This is a genomic window from Nocardia sp. NPDC004068 (assembly GCF_042874315.1).
Lineage (GTDB): Bacteria > Actinomycetota > Actinomycetes > Mycobacteriales > Mycobacteriaceae > Nocardia.
In genome coordinates, this window is the sequence record NZ_JBIAMW010000005.1 from 48855 (window position 1) to 66236 (window position 17382).

The window sequence follows — 17382 nt, forward strand, 5'->3', positions numbered from 1 at the left end:
GGTGGTCAATTACTGCGAGGTGAACTCACGGATCAGGACGTCGAAGCGAGGGGCGTTCGGGAGGTTGGGGCGGAGCCAGCCGACCTTGTGCCAGCCCCAGCGGCGGTAGCGGTCGTAGGCGCGGGAATTGGTGGGGTCTACGAGTAGGGTGGCGCGTTTTTCGGGGCGGGTGGTGCTCAGGTCGTCGTGCATGGCTCGGGCGATGCCTTGGCCGGTGTGGGTGGCGCAGACAATGATCTCGCTACCGGCGAAGGTGCGGGTGCCGTCTTCGGTGGTGAATTGTATTGGGTCCCCGCCGGTTTCGAGATGTAGGCCGTTCCACCAGCGGGTGTCGGCTGGCAGCGGCCAGCCCCAAGCTTGTCGCATGGGCTCGCCGTTGAGATAGGCGATTACGTGGGCGAACCCTTCGCGTGCGGAGTAGGAACCGAGTCGCGCAGCAACCCCAACGGCGAGTGGCGCAGGTCGCCGAACGGGGCTGCCTTCACCTTGCAGCGGCGGTGGCCGTCCTCGCCAAGTCTCGTCCAGCGTGGGCCTGGATCGCCGCCGGTGTTCGAGAACCTCCCGTCGGACTGTCACCTACCGGCCGCCTTCCGCGCCAAACTGTCATAAAGCTCCCGGAATTCGGCTCCCGACGCCACGTTGTCCACGGCAGTGCGAACCGGCTCCAGAACACGCAGCGTCCGAGTCGAACTGATGGAAGACAGCTTCAGCAAAGCCTGATAGCCATGCTCCAACGCACCGGTCGTGTCGCCGAGCTGTGCTCTGCTCGCGGCCGACCACGCACGAATGATGGTGGCGTTTCGGGTCTGGGTCGGGCTCTCGGCGGCGGTCGCGAACAATTCCGCCGCCTTGGAGAGGTCGCCGAGATCGGCGTGGGCGCGTGCCTCGTGATCAACGACTTCCGCGTGTCTGACGAAGTGCAGCCACTTCGGAGCCTCCGCCAACGGCTCGAGCTGGAAGGCTTGGTCGAGTTCTCGCCATGCGGTCGCGACGGCTCGGTTGAACGCCGTCCGATCGCGGAGCAGGCCGTATGCCTGCGCTTCGCGGATGGCGATCAACGCGTGTATCCGGCCGGGCGGCCGTCCGCGCACCAGCGTGCGAGCCCGGTCGGCGAATTGCAGTGCGCGGTAAGGACTTCCGCCCCGGCCGGTACGCGCGAGAACGTATGCGAGGTTGGCCGCACCCATGCAGACATGTGCGATCAGGTCGTTGTCGTCGGCCTCTGCGCCCAAAGTCATTGCCTCGGCGTAACATCGACGCGCCAGTTCGTGACGATCAGCGTCGTAAGCGAGCCAGCCGGTTATCGATGCCAACTCGCCCACCGCGCTGGCATACGCCTTGCCGGTTGCGTTGTCGTACGCGCCGCGGTCGAGGAATTCCTTCGCCGCCTGCAAATGCCGAAGCGCGGGTTCGAGCAACGCCGCCCCGCCCGCCTCCCGATCTTGTCGTCTGAATGCCTCGACCTCTGCCATAATTCGGTGAGCGTCGGCCATCCCGAGCCGAATCTGCCCGTCCCGCACCAAGATCGCGGTGCCCGTGGCCGCTGCCGCCAACTTGCCCAGTTCGCGCCGTCTCATCTCGTCATCGACTTCCCCTGTGTCGGTATCGAAGTCAAGGGAACCGGTACCACCTGGTACCGCCACAGCGAACGTCGTTCCGCCACTACCAGCATGCCCCCCACCCCGCACCCGCGACAGCTCCGCCAGAAACCTCTCCCGCTGCCCCTCCTCCAACCGCGCATACGCCGTATCCAACGCCTCGGCCGACCCGCCCTTGACCGGCCGCTCGGCCGTACACTTCTGCTCCCACTTCTGAATCGTCTCGACCTTGAACCCGAGCGCCTCCGCGAATTGCTCCTGCGTCATCCGCAGGGCGGCCTTGCGCAGTGCCCGAACCTCGGTCTTCGTCCATGTGCTGACGACCATGCCCACCCCTCACCCCTGCGATTGATGATCAATGGGAGAAGAGTACGGCCTTCGTGCCAGGTTTGTGGCTGGGATGGCCGAAGAATTTCCCGGAAGCTTGTGGCAGACAGGTTCATTCGATAGCAAAGGAAACAAATATGCCCGCAGCGGGTTCGACGGTGGCGCGACGAGCGCTCGGCCGGCAATTGATGAAGTTCCGGAATATGGCGGCCATGAGTCAATTCCAGGCCGCCCGAATTCTCGGGATCTCGCCGCAGACGATGGGTCGCCTCGAGGACGGACTTTCCGTGCGTTCGGCGAGCGACCTGTACATGAATACGCTGTGCGACAACTACGGCATCTCCGACGAGCATCGGCGCATGATTCTCGCGCTGGCCCGGGAGGTGCGCACCACGGCGAAGAACGGCGGCGGCTGGTGGCGTCCGCACCTGGACCGTACCGAAGGCGACCCCGACCCGTACTCGGCGGTGGACGACGCGGCCACCCGGATGACGGCGTGGTCGGTCATCCTGCTGCCGAAGATCGTGCGCACGCCCGACTACTGCCGCGCCGTCGCCTGGACCGAATTCCCCAACGCCCCGGCCGATCTGATCGAGGGCCGCATCGACCGATCCCTCAAACACGCTCGGCGACTGGAGGATCTGTCCTTCCACGCCGAGATCATCCTGTCCGAGGCGGCGATTCGCGAGGAATGGGGCGGCCCCGGGGTGATGGCCGAACAACGTCGCCACCTCGCCGAACTCGCCGAGCGTCCCAATGTCTCCGTCCGTGTCGTCCCCTTCGACACCCGCAATCACATCGGCGCGCTGACCGGCCCCTTCGCCCTCCTCGAATTCCCCCTCCTGCCCCACACCCGTTTCCTCGAACCGCCGCTGATCTACATCGAGGAATATGTCGGCAACCTCTACCTCGAGCGCTCGGCCGAGGTGGCCAGCTACAAATCCGTGATTCCCGAGCTCCGCCGCGTGGCGCTGAGTGAAAGCGATTCGAGCGCAATGTTTCTCGAGTAACGGATGAACTCGGGTCATGACCCGCGAGGGTCGGCGGGATAGGCTGCCCATCGTGTTAAGGATTCGGCATCTGGTTCTCGCCGCCATCGTGGCGACGGGCGTGACCGCGTGCGGCGAGTCGGAGCCCACATCGGCTCCGATCACGCGCACGACCTGCGACGCCACCGCGGCGAACGGAGCCGTCTTCACCACCCGAGCGCGCCCCGATCTGCCCTTCACGCTCCATCTTCCGCAACTGCGGGGTTGGCAGGTCACGCCGGACGACGCGGCCGATCTGGTGTTGCGCCGCACCGATCGGCTCGCCGGGCGGACGGGCAGCGCGACCATCACCCTCCGCGTGACCGAACCGCGTCGCGCCGACAACCGCACCAGCGTGTTCGTCGCATACGAGGGCCCCTGGCGGCAGTGGCGGTCCGAGTCGGTGCAGGTGTGCGGTCGCGGCGGCACCCGTTCCGGCGGGATCCATCCCGCGTCCGACGCCGAGGGCGGCGACCGCTACCACGAATACCTCGACTTCGATTGTCCCGCAGGCGAATTGCTGTATCCGATCCGAATGCTGGTCGAGGCCACGGCCGCCGACCGAGACCTCTACCGACCCGATATCGACAGTTTCATCGATGGGTTGCAGGTCGTGCCGACAGCCTCCGCGGGGTGAGCGGCGTCGTCCCTGCCCCGCCGGCACGGGCTGGATCGGAGCGAACCGCTCATCGGTTCCCGCGACCGCCTAACGCCCCGCCAACTCCGCCACCACCGGGGCGAACCGCTCCGCGGCTCCCGCGCCGATCACGAAGTACGAGAAACCCATCTCCTCTCGCCGCCGCTGAACCTCCGCCACCGCCGCAGCCGGATCGTCGGGCAGGACGGTGAGCGCGTCCGCCTCCCGCCACGGCGTGGGGTCGGTGTCGGGCGGGGCCATGTGCGGTGCGACCCAGTCACCGATGGCCGGTACCGCGAGCGCGAGCTCGACCTTCTCGTTGTCCCGGAACTCGCTGGCCATCGGCGCGACCTGGCCGCGCGGTTGGTCGCCCAGGACGAAGGTCACCGTGTCGGCGACCTCGGCGGCCAGGGCCCGCGCCTTCGGCCCGAGGACGGCCATCGCGACGGGGGTGTGCCGGTCGGGTCCGTCCAATTCGCGCAACCGCTCGACGGTCTCCCGGATCTGGGGCAGCCGCTCGCCCCGCGACGGGACGTCGGCCACGCCCTTCTCGTGCAACTCGTCCTCGATGCCGGGCCGGCCGGTGCCGATGCCCATCTCGAAGCGCCCGTCGGTCAGCAGCGACAGCGAATGCGATTCCCACGCCGTCAGCCACGGCGCGCGCAGCGGGGACGCGTACACCCAGGTGCCCACGCGCAGGTCGGTGATCTCCGCGGCGATCGTCAGCAGGGGCGCGGGCGCGGGTTGGGTGAGCGGGAAGTCGGGCACGAGCAGCGTCGAGTAACCCAGGTCGCCGATGCGGCGCGCTTGCTCACGCCAGGTCGGCAGGTCGGTCAAGAGCGGGGCAACGACCCCGAAGCGGAACGGTTTCGTCATGGCTGAACTCCTCATCGTCGGTATCCAACGATATGGACGACGAGTCGGCACGGAATTCATCGGTGCGGTGGGGCGGATGCCTGCGACCGTTGTGTTCGCCGAGATTCGTTGGAGCACAACGGCTCCGGCCGCCACGGCTGGGGCCACCAGCTACGTCACCGAGAACCCCGCAGTTTCGCTGCCGAGATCAGGGGCCGCGTGTCGCGCTCGAAACGTCCGGTCAGACGGACCCACTGATTCCTGGGTTGTGCCTCTTCTTGATTTCGCTGGCGATATCCCCTTTGGACTGTGCTACAGCCTTGATCCGAGAACTTATGTGCACTCTTCCGCTGCTATCCGAACGATCGCATCCACCGCCTTGTCTGCTTCCTTCCGATGATCGGCGAAGAGGAGTGTTCCCGTCCGATGGTGATGGTCGATCGCCACCGCTTCGAACTTGACTCTGATCGAGGACCGACGTTTCCGAATCGCTTTTTCAACGTCGCCGCCCTGCTCCCGGTACTGTGCGGCCGCCCAGCGGATTACATTCTCGGAGATCTCTCGCTGCTCGGGGTCGTCGAGCTGGCCTTTGGCCGACTTCCAGGCATAGTCATCGATGGACTCATCGAATGTGCGCTTGGTCTTCTTCAGCTCTTTCGGCTCGAACATGATTTCCTCTGCTTCGACCCTCGATATGTCGCATGGCGCAGTACAGCGTCTCACAGATGTTTCTCCCAGGATGTCCTGTGAATGAACGACACTCGCTCATGGTTCATTGCTTGCAGGAGAACGGACTTCGACCTCGAGATTTGTCAGCGGAGCCCGTCGAACAGGTCGGTCTCCTGATCCGGCGCCCCCGTCACCCGATTACTGTGGCGCACAAAGGTTTCCGTGCCGAAGATGCCCTGCTGCACTTCCGCGGGCAGGCTCAGCAACATGATGCTGTCGCTCTGGCTGCCGTGAGCCTGGAGCGCCTTCAGTTTGCGCGGGGCGTAGGGGGTGACGTCGACGACGGTGGTGATCCGGTCCATCGGCGTGCCGAAATCCGCCGGCGGCTCGAAATCGACGGCGCCGCTCGCGCGCAGCGCCGCGAACATCTCGAGGGAGGGCTCGCGGGGGATCGCGGTGTAGTAGAGCTTGGCCGGGATATCGGTCGCCTCGGTCGCGGCGACGGCGATGCGATTGGCCTGAATGTGGTCGGGGTGGCCGTAATTGCCGTTCTCGTCGTAGGTGACGACGACCTGCGGACGGTAGTGCCGGATGAGATCGGCGAGGCGGGCCGACGCCTGCTCGACGGGGATGTTGCTGAACGCGCGGGGATCGTGGTTGGCGTCCCAGCCGTCCATTCCGGAATCGCGGTAGCCGAGCAGTTCGACGTGCTCGATGCCCAGCAGCGCCGCCGACTCCTCGAGTTCGCGCAGCCGCAGGGCGCGCACCTCGTCCTCGTCGTGGCCGGGCTCGCCGGGCTTGATGCCGCCCGGCGCGTCGCCCTGTTCACCGTTGGTGCAGGTTACCAGGACCGTGCGGATCCCCTCGGCGGCGTAGCGGGCGAAGATTCCGCCGGTGCTCATGACCTCGTCGTCGGGATGGGCGTGTACGGCCATGATCGTCAGTGGCGTCGTTGCGTTCACCCTGGCATTCAACACCAGGGACCGAGGCGGTCATTCCGTGCCGGTGACGCCCGGATCTCGCTCAGCGCCGGGCGTGTCGTCCGACCGCGTGCAGGTGGCGCAGCGCCTGGGCGTAGGACTCCCACAGCGTCGTCTCGCGGTAGGGGATGCCGACCTCCGCGCAGAACCGGGTGACCAGGGTTTGGGCGCGCGGCAGATTGGGTCGCGGCATGGACGGGAACAGGTGGTGCTCGATCTGGTAGTTCAACCCGCCCAACGCCAGATCGGTGAGGTGGCCGCCGCGGACATTGCGCGAGGTGAGCACCTGACGACGCAGGAAGTCCGTGGCGTCGGTGGCCGAAAGTACTTCCATCCCTTTGTGATTCGGCGCGAACGTGCAGCCCATGTAGAACCCGAACAGACCCTGCTGCACGACGACGAACGCGAGCGCCTTACCGGGCGGCAACACCGAGAACACCACGCCGAGGTACCCGATCGCGTGCACGGCCAGCAGCGCCGCCTCGACGCCCCGATGCCGGAGTGGCCACCGCAGCAATCCGCGAACGCTCTGGACGTGCAGACTCCAGCCCTCCAGCAACAGCATCGGGAAGAACAGGTACGCCTGGTAGCGGAAGACGAACCGGCGGAAACTCCGCTCGGTGCGCGCCCGCTCACTCGAATGGGCCAGCACCCCCATGATGTCCGGATCCGCGTCCTCGGTGTTCGGATGCGCGTGGTGCCGATTGTGATTGCTGGTCCACCACCCGATGCTCACCCCCGTCGCGAGATTCCCGAACAGCAGACCCGTCACATAGTTCCCCCGCCGCCCCGCGAAGATCTGCCGATGCCCCGCGTCGTGCCCGAGAAACGCGCACTGCGCGAACACCATCGCCAACCACGCCGCGACCCCCACCTGCCACCACGAGTCCCCGACCGCGACGAACGCCGCCCACCCGCCCCCCAACGCCAGCAGCACCCCCGCACCCTTCCCGTAGTAATACCGCCGCCGCCGATGCAACAACCCCGCCTCCCGCACCCGCCGCATCAGCACCGCGTACTCACTACCCCGCGACCCCACGACGCCGTCCACCACCAGGGCGTGCATCCGTTCCTCTCCCACCATCGCCGGTCTGCTCGAACAACAGAATGCCGAGATCAGACCACGACCAGGCAAACGGAATGTGCCGGGGGATCATACATCTGGGTGGTCGAACCAGCCGTGGCGGTTGCGGTTCTCGAAGAAACGGTCCTCGGCCTCCTCGCGTTTGCGCCTGCGGCGGGCCTTCTCGGCCCGCTGCCGGGCCGCGTTGGCCTCGGTGAAGGTGGAGACGGCGTCGAAGCGGGCGTCGGCGCGGAGCTCACGCAGGGCCTCGTCGACCTTGGGTTGTTTGTCGGCGAGGGCGGCCCGGTAGGCGGCGAGGATGGCGGGTTCGTCGTCGACGGTGACCGAGAGGAGGCGGTTCTCGGCGTCGATGATCACTCGAATGCCTTGTGCGACACCGGTTCCGCGGATTTGTTGGAGGGCTTGGTGGGCGCGTTGGACTTTTCGGCCGAGTTCCTCGAAGTCGGCGGGGTTCATGGCGTGCCTTCGATCACGTCCGGCGCGGGAGTCTCCGCGCCCAGACCCTCGTAGGGGAAGCAGGGGGATGCGGCCACGATGCTCAACCAGCCGTCACCTTTGCCCGCGTCCTGCACGATGAACGTGTAATGGTCCGGGGTTCCCAGTGCCGCTAGCGTGTTCGTTGCCTTCGGATCCAATTTCCAGCCCCAGTTCTTCCACGTGTCGCGCAGGAGCGAGAAGAATCGCGAGGTCTGTCCCGGTGGTACTCCGGCAACCCAGTACAGAGCCTGTACCTGATGCGGTCCGCGTTCACGATGGCCGTCGTAGCACGGCATCGTATCGGCCGGTTCGAACGCGGTCGCATGGTTGACACCATCGGGCGACAAAGAGAATTTGACTCCGATCTCGTTTGCGGTTCTCTGTAGGTACTGGAAGATGTATCGACGGGCTGCTTCTTCCGTGAGTGATTGCTGCACCGCATCTGCTCCCTTGTGCTGCGAGACTGTGCATTCAGTGGTCGACAGCGCAATCAACACCATTGCCGAGACGACGAGTAGTCCAGGACATAATCGTGCCATCATTCGACCGTCGGGTTGTGACCGGCGATGATATCGGCGATATTGACCAAGGATTTGCAGGGTTTGCCGTCGGGTACGTCCCAATATTGACTGTGGGCGTCGGTCGTTACGCCCCACGGTCCGTCTGCGCCGGGGTCCGATGCGAACACCTGCGCGCCGAAGTCGGGGTTGTTGGGATTGGGGCCGAACGGGTCGCCCAGCAGTGCGAGCTGGATGATGTCGTGCTCGGCCTTCGTCGCGAATATGTGCTTCGGCACCTGGTCCTGCGGTACTCCGTCCAGGTGGAGGTCCCAGGCGTGCTCGACCGTGGTACCGGGGCTCGCTACCAGGACCACGGCATCGGCATCGAGACTTCGTCCGTGGGCAGCCGCATCACCCACGACTGTAGTGCCGTAGCTGTGCGCTACCACCGAGTTGTATGAGGGCGGTTCACCATGAGAAGCGCGCAAGCCCTCCTGGAAACGATCCAGAACCGGTGCTGCGGCGTCGGCGTACTTGATGTTCGAGGCATCGTCGACATCCCAGTCGAAGGGGTTCAGGTGCTGGTCGACATCGACCGGTGTGGGAGGTGTGTCGTATCCGATCCAAGCGATCACCGCAGGGTTCTCGGCGCCTTTCGATTTCGCGTACTCCGCCATGAACTTGCACCTCTTCATATCTTCGGACATTTTCGAAGGTTGTGTGCCTGTGCCGGGTACGTAGGTGGCGACATGGTCGGCGAAGTCGGGATTGCCGATGGACACCGCCGCGTGGGCGTTGCGACCGGTCTGCGTATCGAGAAGCATCAGGTAACGGTTCTGTGCGGCGAGCGAGGACGCTGTCGTACGCAAATCGCCGAGTTTGTTCGCTACCGCCGGATCGCCCGCTTCGGCCCGGGTGATCTCGTCCTCCAGTTTCATCCTATTGTAGTAGTCCCGATCGATCACGGGGATACCATCTCTATTGCCTAGATAATTGTCGTGCTGCCAGAGGGCGTCCTTCTCCGATCGGGTCAAGGTCTCCCAAAAGGCATGAAGCGCAACAGGGTCGGTGGGCAGGGGCTTCCGCCCCTCGATGATGCTCAGCACGGGCGGCCGTAGTGACGGCCCCGCCGGGTTCTGCTGATATACCACGAGCTGTTGCAGTTCATTGGTAATCGCCTGTGCAGCTTTGCGTTCGGCCTCCTCGAACCGAACCAGCAGGTTCATGATTCGAGACTGAAGGTAATCGGCGTGGCCGTCCAGTTGTTTCTGGATGAGATACACCGCTATGGAATTCGTGGTGTTGGGGAGCGTGGGCGCGGTGACCCGACCGGTGTCATCGACCTTCATGCCACCCCGCGGAACGTCGCCGTCGACGAGGCCCAGCAACGCTGCGCGGTAGCCGTCGAGTTCGGTACCGCAGCTGTGCACGAGGGCCGCGATGATCCGCACGTCCTCACCGATGTGATTCGCCGCCAGCCCATGCGCCAGCGCGCGCGCCGAGGTGGCCGCGGCGCCCTCGCCCTTCCACTCCGCCATCGCGTCGTCCACGTCGCGGTTCATCCGCCCGATGCGTCCGGTGAAGATCTCGTTCTGTGCGGTCACGTCGGCTGCGAAGGCCACCAGCGATTCCGGATCGCAATGCCGCACATGACTTATCGTCGCCATCGCGCTCACCCACCCCTGGTATACCGAGCCAACTGGTCGGCGTATACGCGATCGTTCTCCTCATAAGTCTTCGCCGCCGCCTTCGACGCATCCGCCATCTCGCGAATATTCCGTCCGATGAGTCCGAACGCCCCGATCACCGCATCGCCGATCCGCGCCCCCACATTCTGCAACGGCGAGTCCGGCATGACGACCGACACCGAAATCTTGATCTTCCCAATGGCATCCGCGTGGTCGGCGAGCGTATCCCCGAGTCGATGCAGCGTATCCAGGTCCGCTTGAAGCATGTCGGCCAATGTTTCCCCCTGAAAGCTAAGCGCCAACAGCAAAGCTTTCGGGGAAGATTAACACGACGTACCCCACTCTGTCGCTGTGTCCGGAAAATGAAAATGATTCAGAAATGTAATTTCATTGCGCTGGGCCGAAACTCGCACGCCGGGGAATGCGGAAGGATATCCCCAGCGGTTGCCATCCGTTTCCCGAACCCCGCCGATCCGCTAGAATTCGATCATGAGAACCGCCGTGCTGCGCGTAAACGTCGATCCCGCAGGCGAACTCACCGCTGCCGAGTTGGAATCCGGCATCGCGACGCTGACCGAAAGCGCCCGAGCCCTCGGCGCGGAGGTGCTCGACACCGACCCCGCCGCACTGCCCCGCCACCGCCGCGAGATTCGACTACTCATCACCACCGAGCACCCGGAAACCGACTCCGAGCCTGCAATCGCCCTGTGCGCCAACGCGTTCGGAACCCACCCCCAAGCAGGCCCCCTCACCTACATCAGCCGAGGCACCGACGACGACGCCCACGGCGTCCTCGCCGGGTTCGGCCTCACCGGCCACCTCACCCGCGAACAAGGCCCCGACGGCTACGACATCATCAACGTGACCCTCGCGGAGCGAGACCTCGCCCGAATCCCCGAGAGCCGCATCCACACCGCCCTCGAGGCGGCGCTCAACTGTGAGGTGCGGATCCGAGCGCGCTAGCCAAGAACCCCAGGATCGCGGGCGCCGCCAACACCCACGTATCGAACATATTGTAATGATCCACCCGCCCCCGAGCCTGATCCTCCATAGCCCGCTCCCACGCGTCCTCCGGCCACGGCGGATCGATCAGCACCGACCCCTTGATCAGACAGCTCACCTCCAGCGACGTCCGCTTGGGATGGTCCAGATCATTCTCCCCACCCCGAATGATCAACGTAGACACCCGGATTCGGTCGAACAGCTCGTCATCGACCCCCGGAATCGTCTGCCCAGGCTTGGGAACGTAAGCGTTCAACCACCGCAACGACAGCCTGACGAACTCGTCAGCGTCCAATGCCAACAGCCGCTGCTCGTTGCGCGGATTGGCCGCGATGCGCTCACGCCACTCCCGCATCCGCACCAAACCCTCGACCCCGCGCCCCCGCACCGTCTGCAAACTCGGAAGTACGTAATACGCACCGAGATTGAACGTCCCGTAGATCCCACCAACGATATTCCACAACACCAGCGACGTGACCAACTCCGGGTATAGGATCGCGGTCACCATGGAATCCCGAGCCCCACCGGACCCACCCGCGAGCACACACGGCCCGAGATCCAGCGCCCCCAGCAATCCCGCCAAAGTCTCTGCCCGCATATGGGATTCGGACCGCCCGTAGAACTGCACATCCGACGACCCGCAATTGGGCCGGTCCCACAACAACACCCGATAACCGCCAGCCACCAGCGCCTCGGCGAGGGGCCGCAACCCGGGAATGTCCATGGCGAACCGACCGCCGGGCGTCAGGACGATGAGCTCGCCTGTCTCCCCGAGGATCTCGTAGGCGACCAGGCCGCCGCGCACCATCTCCCCGGGCACGACTACCCCTTCTTCTTCCGGCCCGATTTGCTCAATCGGAACTCCGGCGGGAACTGATCGTCGTTCGATTTCACCGAATTGCTCAGCCCCGATTCCCGAGCCTGCGCGAGCATGAGCTCGTCCCCATCCGGTCGCGCATGCCCCCCGATCGATTCGAACATCCCCGCCAACAGACTCCCCATATACTCCCCCTGCTGCTGCTTCATCACCTCGAAGAACACCTTCTGCATGAACACCGTGTCCACCGGTCGATTCCGCGCACACGCCAGCGCGTACTTCGCCGTCTCGTCCTCGAGCTCCTCCCGCGCGACCACCTTGTTCAGGAAATTGCAGTCCAGCATCTCCCGAGCGGTGAACGGCCGCCCGGTGAACACCATCTCCTGGAACTTCCGCAACCCCATCGTCTGCGCCCATGTCCACATGCGCGGCCCCCACCCGTAGTACCGGAAGGACGGATGCCCGAACAGCGCGTCGTCCGAGGAGATGACGAGGTCCGCGTCGGTGGCCTGGTAGAAGTGCCAACCGTAGCAGTAGCCCTTCACCTCCACGATGCTGATCTTCTTGAACTCCTGCAAACTCCGGCACCCCGCGGCCGAATTGCCGTACCAGGCACCGATATTCGCGCCGTGCCGGAACGAGCCGCGCGGGGGATACCGTACTTCGTCCGGACCTATCCGGTACTCGCTCAGCAGGTGGCCCGGATCGGGGTCGTTCTGGGCCTCCAGGAATTCGGGGAGGTCCGCGCCCGAGCCGAAGTCCTCGCCCTCGCCGCGGATGACCAGGACTTTGACATCGTCATCGATGCTCGCCCGGTGCAGGAGGTCGGCGTAGCGCAGGCGCGCGGCGATGGTGGGGGCGTTGAGGTGGTCGGGCCGGTCGAAAGTGATTGTCGCGATGCGAGTTTCGACGTCCTTGTCGTAGCGGATCATCTTCTCCGCGGCGGCGCGTTCCCGAGCCCGCGCCCGAGCGCCGTTGTTCACCGAGCGCGCCATACCGACACAGCCAAGGTCGTGAGATCCAGCGCGGGACTCAACGGGATCTCCCCGGCCCCGGCGCGCTTCATGAACTCCGCTACGACCGTCGCCGGGTCGCCCTCGATGTCGTAGACGGCGAGATAGCGGTGTGCGGGGGACTCGCCGCCGGGCAGGCCGCTGGGCACCACGTCGAACCGCTGACCCGAGACCACCCCGGGCACGGCCCGCACGTCGTCCAGGTGCTCGGTGTCGTACCATTCGTTGAACGTGTCGTCCTGTCCCGCAACGGCATTCGAGAAGACGAGCATCTTCGACTCAGACATCGGTGTCCTTCCGGATCTCTTCGGGGCGTGTCGCGTCCGACAGCGCGATGATGGCGTGGGCGGGACAGTCGAGCAGCGCGCGCAGGACGCTGTCGCGGTCCTCGGGCGGCACCGTGCCGTCACCCTCGAGCGCGGCGTAACCCCAGTCGTCGAGGGAGAAATACGCGGGCGCGTGCCGCGCGCAGATCCCGAACCCGTCGCAGAGGGTCTTGTCGAGGCGGATCCTCACGGCAGCGCCTCCACCGCGAAGGGGCGTTCGGCGCGAAAGGGTCCGCCCGCGCAGTCGCGGCACGAGCCCTGGAGGTGCGCGTTCACCTCGCCCGGGAACCGATTCAGCAGCGTCGCCGCCATATTCACCGCCGCGTCGAGCGTGCCGCACGCCCCGCGCCCGCGCAGCGAGACCGACCAGCGCCGCAGCCGTTCGAGATCGCCGGAGTCGGCGAGCCCGTCCCGCAGCGCCGCGGCGACGGCCGCCATGGCCGCGGTCCCGTTGAAACAGGAACCGCACTGCCCGGCGTTCTCCCGGGCGAAGTACGCGAGCACCGAGGCGCCGACGGCGACCGGGCATTCGGTGGTGAGGAACGAGATCGCCCCGCAGCCGAGCCCGCCGCCCAGAGCGCGGAAGGATTCGTGGTCGAGCGTGGCCCCCAGCACCTCCCGGCCCAGCACGCCCGTGAAGTAACCCCCGGTCAGCGCGCCGCGCACGGATTCGGGCGAAATACCGTGCAGCGCAAGTAGTTCCGTGACGGGTGTGCCGTGCGGCAGCTCGTACAAGGCCGGGGGGAGCGCACCCCCCGTGACCGTCGCCAGGAACGTCCCCGGCGAGGCGGGCGTGCCCACGGATCCGAACTCCGCCGCCCCGTGCCGGTGGAGGTAGGCCAGCTGGGCCAGCGTCTCGACATTGCTCACCACCGTGGGCACGCCATCGACACCGCGCTCGAAGGGGCGCGGTGGCTTATCGGTCGGCAGCGCCGGGCCGCCGTTGATCGCGCGGACCGCGGCGGTCTCTTCACCGGCCACGTAACCCGCGCCTACAGTCACCAATTCCGTTGCGGGAAAATCTATCTCGGCGCAGGACCCCAGTTCGCTCAGCGCCGCGTCGGCCCGGGCTGCCGCCTCGGCATCGGAGAGATAGACATATGCGCGCCGCGCCCCGACCACCCCCGCCGCCAGTCGCAACCCGTCCAACACCAGATGCGGCCGATTCCGCAACAACCACTTGTCCTTCACCGAAGCCGGTTCGCCCTCTTCACCATTGGCGACCACGACCGTCTCCGCACCATCCAACCCGGCCGCGCGCACTGTCGCCAGCTTCACCGCGAGCGGGAACGCCGCGCCGCCCCGCCCCCGTAATCCGCTCTCGCGCACGGCATCCAGCACGTCCTGCGCGGAGCCCGACGCGCGATACCCGCCCTCGGCGCGATAGGCGGCCAGGCCCTCGGCTCGCAGCGCCGCGCTCTCGCCGCGAGTGATGGCCAGGTCCTCTGGTCGGAGCGCGGCGCTCTCGCCGTGGGCGGCAACCGAATCCACGGAACGCGCCCCGTCGTCGTCAGGGTTCATGCCCGCGGCGGTCGTGCGCAGCAGCCGAGGCGGGCATCCCGGTAGCGCGCCGAGCGTGAGCCCGCCCGGCTCGACAGTATCCAGCACCGCCCCTCCCCTCAGGCCGTGACCACGACGTCGTCACCGACGACACGTACGGGATAGGTACGGATACTCCACTCCGGTTTCACCGCGGTGGTCCCCGTGGCCAGTTCGAAACCCCACTGATGCCACGGGCAGTAGATGAACTCCCCGTCGCGCACCATCACCGCGTCGCCGGGCACCGACTCGTCGACGATCGTGCGTCCGCGCGGCCGCCCCGCGCACAGCGGGCCGCCCTCGTGCGGGCAGTAGTTGGCGATGGCGTAGAAGGTGCCGCCGACATTGAACACCCCCACCCCGTGCCGTCCGATGGGCACGACTTTCGAAGTGCCGGGCGGGATTTCGGCGACGGTGGCCACGACGTGCTCCCGGCCCTGCGCGAGGCGGGGCCGTTCCGGTTCGGCCGTCATCTAGAACACCCGCCGCTGGCCGTCGACGGCCGGGATCGACTCGGGCAGGTGATAGGTCTCGATGCCGTTGCGGAACATGACCCGTTCGCGGGCGGCCTCGGGCAGATGCTTGACCAGCCAGCGCGGATCGTCGAAGGTCCAGTGCGGATAGTCCGAGGAGTACAGCAGGATCCGCTCCGCCTCCATCCACTCGAATGCCCGCGTCAGCTCGGTCTTGTCCTCCGGATAGTCCAGCGGCTGGGTGGTGAAGCGGATGTGCTCCTTGACGTACTCCGACGGCTTGCGCTTGATCGTCGTCCACGCCTTGCGCTGTTCGTAGACGGCGTCCATCCGCCACATCAGCGGCAGAATCCAGGTGAACGCGTGCTCCACGAACACGATCCGCAGCGCCGGGAACGCGTCGAAGACGCCGTCGAAGATCAGGCTCATGATCTGATTGGCCGCCAGCAGCGAGTAGCTGACCATGAAATCGTGGTTGTAGCTGGGGAATCCGACCGGCGGCATGGGCATGGTCTCGTACGAGCCGCGGCTCAGATGACAGCTCACCACCAGATCGTGTTTCACCGCCGCCGCCCAGATCGGGTGGTACCGCGGATCGCCCCAGCTGGGCCGCGGCTCGGCCTTGATCAGGATCTGCGCCATGTACGGATGCCCGGCCCACTGCTCGATCTCGCGCACCGCGGCCACCGGATCGTCGATGGCCACGCAGATCGAGCCGCGCCAGCGCTGATGCCAGTTGTGCGTCGGATCGAGCCAGTGGTTGGCCAGCCAGTGATTGATGCCGGTGGCCAGCGCGCTGGTCGCCTCCGGCAGTCGGCACGCCTTGACCGTCGGCTCGAGGATGGCGATATCCGACCCCGCGTCCACGATCAGCTGCCGGAACGCCAATTCCGGATCACTGCCCGGGAATTCGCCGTCCGCGGGGAAGGTATCCACCCGCATGGCGTAGGAGTGCGCGTAGTCCGGGGCGTCGTAGACGATGGTGTCGCCGACCCGATGGCTGAGGAAGTACGCGCCGCGCTGCGGCTCGGGAATGTACTCCACGAGTTCCCCGCGCCGCGGCACCGGATGCACGTCGGAATCCACCACCCGCACGGGTACCAGCTCGGGACCCGAAGCACCCTGCCGGGCCGAGCCCCCGGGTGCGGGATCGGTACCCGACACACCCTGCCGGGCCGAGCCCCCGGGTGCCGGATCGTGGGTGCGCCGATGGGCCAAGGTCATGGTCGTCCTCCCTGGGATGTCGTCAACGGGCCGTGGCCGTGGCGGGGATGTCGATGCCGTACAGGCGGGAAGCGTTGCGCCAGCTCAGGTTCGCGCGCTGCTCGGCGGACAGGGCCGGGGGCAGTGCGGTGATGTCGGTGCAGTGCCAGTGCGGGTAACTGGATCCGAACATCACCGTGTCCTGCTTGCCGGTGAACGCGAACCACTCCGCGGCGAACTCGGCGTCCCCGGGACCGTCCAGGCCGCCGTGCACGAAATACACGTGGCCGGGCAGGTAGTCGCTGGGCATGCGCGGCGCCCACGGGGTCTGCTCGAGATGCGGCCGCCCGAAGGTGTCCATCCGCCACATGAACGGCGTCAGCAGATCCGCGCCGCCGTCGGCGAAGACGAACCGCAGGCCCGGCAGTCGCTCGAACACGCCCTCGGCGATCATGTTCATCAGGTGATAGACGTAGTTGAGGCCCATGAACCCGATGTACTGCTCATAGGTGCGGGTGTGTCCGGAAGGCGTGGGCGGCAAGGCGATCGACTCGCCGGTCTCGATGTGCGCGGCCACCGGCAGGCCCGCCGCCGCGGCCGCCTCCCACAACGGCCAGAACTGGGGTTTGCCGTACAGCTCCCGCGATTGCAGCGGCACCCCGAGCTGCACCACCCGCTCGTGTCCACCCCACCGCTCGAGCTCGCGCAGCGCGCCGGGAATGTCCTCCGGATTGACCCGGATCGTGCCGCGGAAGCGGTCGCCGAACTCGGCGTGCTCGAGCCAGCGCGTCACCAGCATCTCGTTGTGCGCGGCCAGCACCGCCGAGGTCAGATGCCGGTCGGGCAGGATGCCGCGCGTCATCGGATGCAGCACCGCCACATCCACGCCGCGCTCGGCGAACAGCTGCCGGGCGACGAACGCCGGATCCGAACCGGGATACCCCTTGTCCGGGCCGCGGGTACCCTTCGCGTACTCCCCGCCCGGCGCGCCGTACCAATCCATCTCCGGATCGGGTATCCCGCGACTGGTGAACGGTTCGCGCAGGAAGCTCCGCAGATCGCGGTTCGACGCGAAGAAGATGTGCACGCTCGCGTCGATCACCGGCAGGTCGGTGCCGTCGGACAGTCGGATCATCTGAAGTCTCTCGGTTGAGCGAAATCTAATT

General features: G+C 66.3%; 21 protein-coding genes. 3 read left to right on the plus strand and 18 right to left on the minus strand.

What is annotated here, in order from left to right; genetic code table 11:
* Nucleotides 1-9: 9 nt before the first annotated feature.
* Nucleotides 10-366, minus strand: a complete 357-nt coding sequence (locus tag ACFYTQ_RS13535; RefSeq protein WP_387360294.1) for a hypothetical protein — start codon at nt 364-366, stop codon at nt 10-12.
* Nucleotides 367-572: 206 nt separating this feature from the next.
* Complete coding sequence (locus tag ACFYTQ_RS13540; RefSeq protein WP_387360296.1) at nt 573-1925, minus strand: helix-turn-helix domain-containing protein; 1353 nt, start codon at nt 1923-1925, stop codon at nt 573-575.
* A gap of 212 nt (nt 1926-2137) precedes the next feature.
* On the opposite strand from ACFYTQ_RS13540, the gene ACFYTQ_RS13545 reads away from it, so the two are divergent.
* Entirely contained in the window at nt 2138-2935 is a 798-nt protein-coding gene (locus tag ACFYTQ_RS13545) for a DUF5753 domain-containing protein (RefSeq protein ID WP_387360298.1), read from the plus strand.
* A 52-nt stretch (nt 2936-2987) separates the two neighbouring features.
* Nucleotides 2988-3590, plus strand: coding sequence for a hypothetical protein (locus tag ACFYTQ_RS13550; protein WP_387360300.1), 603 nt, complete (start codon nt 2988-2990; stop codon nt 3588-3590).
* Nucleotides 3591-3659: 69 nt separating this feature from the next.
* Here the strand turns inward: ACFYTQ_RS13550 and ACFYTQ_RS13555 are convergent, their stop codons facing one another.
* The 8 genes from ACFYTQ_RS13555 to ACFYTQ_RS13590 all read right to left on the minus strand — a co-directional run bounded on the left by ACFYTQ_RS13555 (nt 3660) and on the right by ACFYTQ_RS13590 (nt 10118).
* Nucleotides 3660-4466, minus strand: a complete 807-nt coding sequence (locus ACFYTQ_RS13555; protein ID WP_387360302.1) for an LLM class flavin-dependent oxidoreductase — start codon at nt 4464-4466, stop codon at nt 3660-3662.
* Between the two features lie 312 nt (nt 4467-4778).
* On the minus strand, nt 4779-5114 hold the full coding sequence (locus tag ACFYTQ_RS13560) for a hypothetical protein (RefSeq protein WP_387360304.1): 336 nt from the start codon (nt 5112-5114) through the stop codon (nt 4779-4781).
* 143 nt (nt 5115-5257) lie between these two features.
* Complete coding sequence (locus ACFYTQ_RS13565) at nt 5258-6076, minus strand: PIG-L family deacetylase (RefSeq protein WP_387360306.1); 819 nt, start codon at nt 6074-6076, stop codon at nt 5258-5260.
* Between the two features lie 61 nt (nt 6077-6137).
* Complete coding sequence (locus ACFYTQ_RS13570; protein ID WP_387360308.1) at nt 6138-7178, minus strand: fatty acid desaturase family protein; 1041 nt, start codon at nt 7176-7178, stop codon at nt 6138-6140.
* A gap of 69 nt (nt 7179-7247) precedes the next feature.
* Nucleotides 7248-7634: a hypothetical protein gene (locus ACFYTQ_RS13575; RefSeq protein ID WP_387360310.1), complete on the minus strand. Its 387-nt coding sequence runs from the start codon at nt 7632-7634 to the stop codon at nt 7248-7250.
* Nucleotides 7631-8155 (minus strand): hypothetical protein, encoded by a 525-nt coding sequence (locus tag ACFYTQ_RS13580; protein WP_387360312.1) that lies wholly within the window; start codon nt 8153-8155, stop codon nt 7631-7633. The genes ACFYTQ_RS13575 and ACFYTQ_RS13580 overlap by 4 nt, the downstream gene beginning before the upstream one ends.
* A gap of 38 nt (nt 8156-8193) precedes the next feature.
* A complete protein-coding gene (locus ACFYTQ_RS13585) occupies nt 8194-9822 on the minus strand; it encodes an alpha/beta hydrolase (RefSeq protein WP_387361273.1) in 1629 nt (542 codons plus the stop codon).
* 5 nt (nt 9823-9827) lie between these two features.
* Nucleotides 9828-10118, minus strand: coding sequence for a hypothetical protein (locus tag ACFYTQ_RS13590; RefSeq protein WP_387360314.1), 291 nt, complete (start codon nt 10116-10118; stop codon nt 9828-9830).
* Nucleotides 10119-10332: 214 nt separating this feature from the next.
* Here ACFYTQ_RS13590 and ACFYTQ_RS13595 point away from each other — a divergent pair, with 214 nt between their 5' ends.
* The gene (locus ACFYTQ_RS13595; protein WP_387360316.1) at nt 10333-10806 is read left to right on the plus strand and encodes a hypothetical protein; all 474 of its coding nucleotides are present in this window, start codon (nt 10333-10335) and stop codon (nt 10804-10806) included.
* Here ACFYTQ_RS13595 and ACFYTQ_RS13600 read toward each other — a convergent pair.
* The 8 genes from ACFYTQ_RS13600 to ACFYTQ_RS13635 all read right to left on the minus strand — a co-directional run bounded on the left by ACFYTQ_RS13600 (nt 10775) and on the right by ACFYTQ_RS13635 (nt 17351).
* Nucleotides 10775-11653 carry an alpha/beta fold hydrolase gene (locus ACFYTQ_RS13600; protein WP_387361275.1) on the minus strand — a complete coding sequence of 293 codons (879 nt, stop codon included), beginning with the start codon at nt 11651-11653 and terminating at the stop codon, nt 10775-10777. The two genes, ACFYTQ_RS13595 and ACFYTQ_RS13600, sit on opposite strands and share 32 nt — an antisense overlap.
* A gap of 14 nt (nt 11654-11667) precedes the next feature.
* On the minus strand, nt 11668-12657 hold the full coding sequence (locus ACFYTQ_RS13605; protein ID WP_387360318.1) for an enoyl-CoA hydratase/isomerase family protein: 990 nt from the start codon (nt 12655-12657) through the stop codon (nt 11668-11670).
* The gene (locus ACFYTQ_RS13610; protein WP_387360320.1) at nt 12642-12962 is read right to left on the minus strand and encodes a hypothetical protein; all 321 of its coding nucleotides are present in this window, start codon (nt 12960-12962) and stop codon (nt 12642-12644) included. Before ACFYTQ_RS13610 ends, ACFYTQ_RS13605 begins: the two co-directional genes overlap by 16 nt.
* Nucleotides 12955-13191, minus strand: coding sequence for a ferredoxin (locus tag ACFYTQ_RS13615; protein ID WP_387360322.1), 237 nt, complete (start codon nt 13189-13191; stop codon nt 12955-12957). The genes ACFYTQ_RS13610 and ACFYTQ_RS13615 overlap by 8 nt, the downstream gene beginning before the upstream one ends.
* The gene (locus ACFYTQ_RS13620) at nt 13188-14606 is read right to left on the minus strand and encodes an NADH-ubiquinone oxidoreductase-F iron-sulfur binding region domain-containing protein (RefSeq protein ID WP_387361277.1); all 1419 of its coding nucleotides are present in this window, start codon (nt 14604-14606) and stop codon (nt 13188-13190) included. Before ACFYTQ_RS13620 ends, ACFYTQ_RS13615 begins: the two co-directional genes overlap by 4 nt.
* Nucleotides 14607-14620: 14 nt before the next feature.
* Entirely contained in the window at nt 14621-15013 is a 393-nt protein-coding gene (locus tag ACFYTQ_RS13625) for a Rieske (2Fe-2S) protein (protein ID WP_387360324.1), read from the minus strand.
* Nucleotides 15014-16108, minus strand: a complete 1095-nt coding sequence (locus ACFYTQ_RS13630) for an amidohydrolase family protein (protein ID WP_387361279.1) — start codon at nt 16106-16108, stop codon at nt 15014-15016.
* A 151-nt stretch (nt 16109-16259) separates the two neighbouring features.
* The gene (locus ACFYTQ_RS13635; protein WP_387360326.1) at nt 16260-17351 is read right to left on the minus strand and encodes an amidohydrolase family protein; all 1092 of its coding nucleotides are present in this window, start codon (nt 17349-17351) and stop codon (nt 16260-16262) included.
* Between the last annotated feature and the right edge of the window lie 31 nt (nt 17352-17382).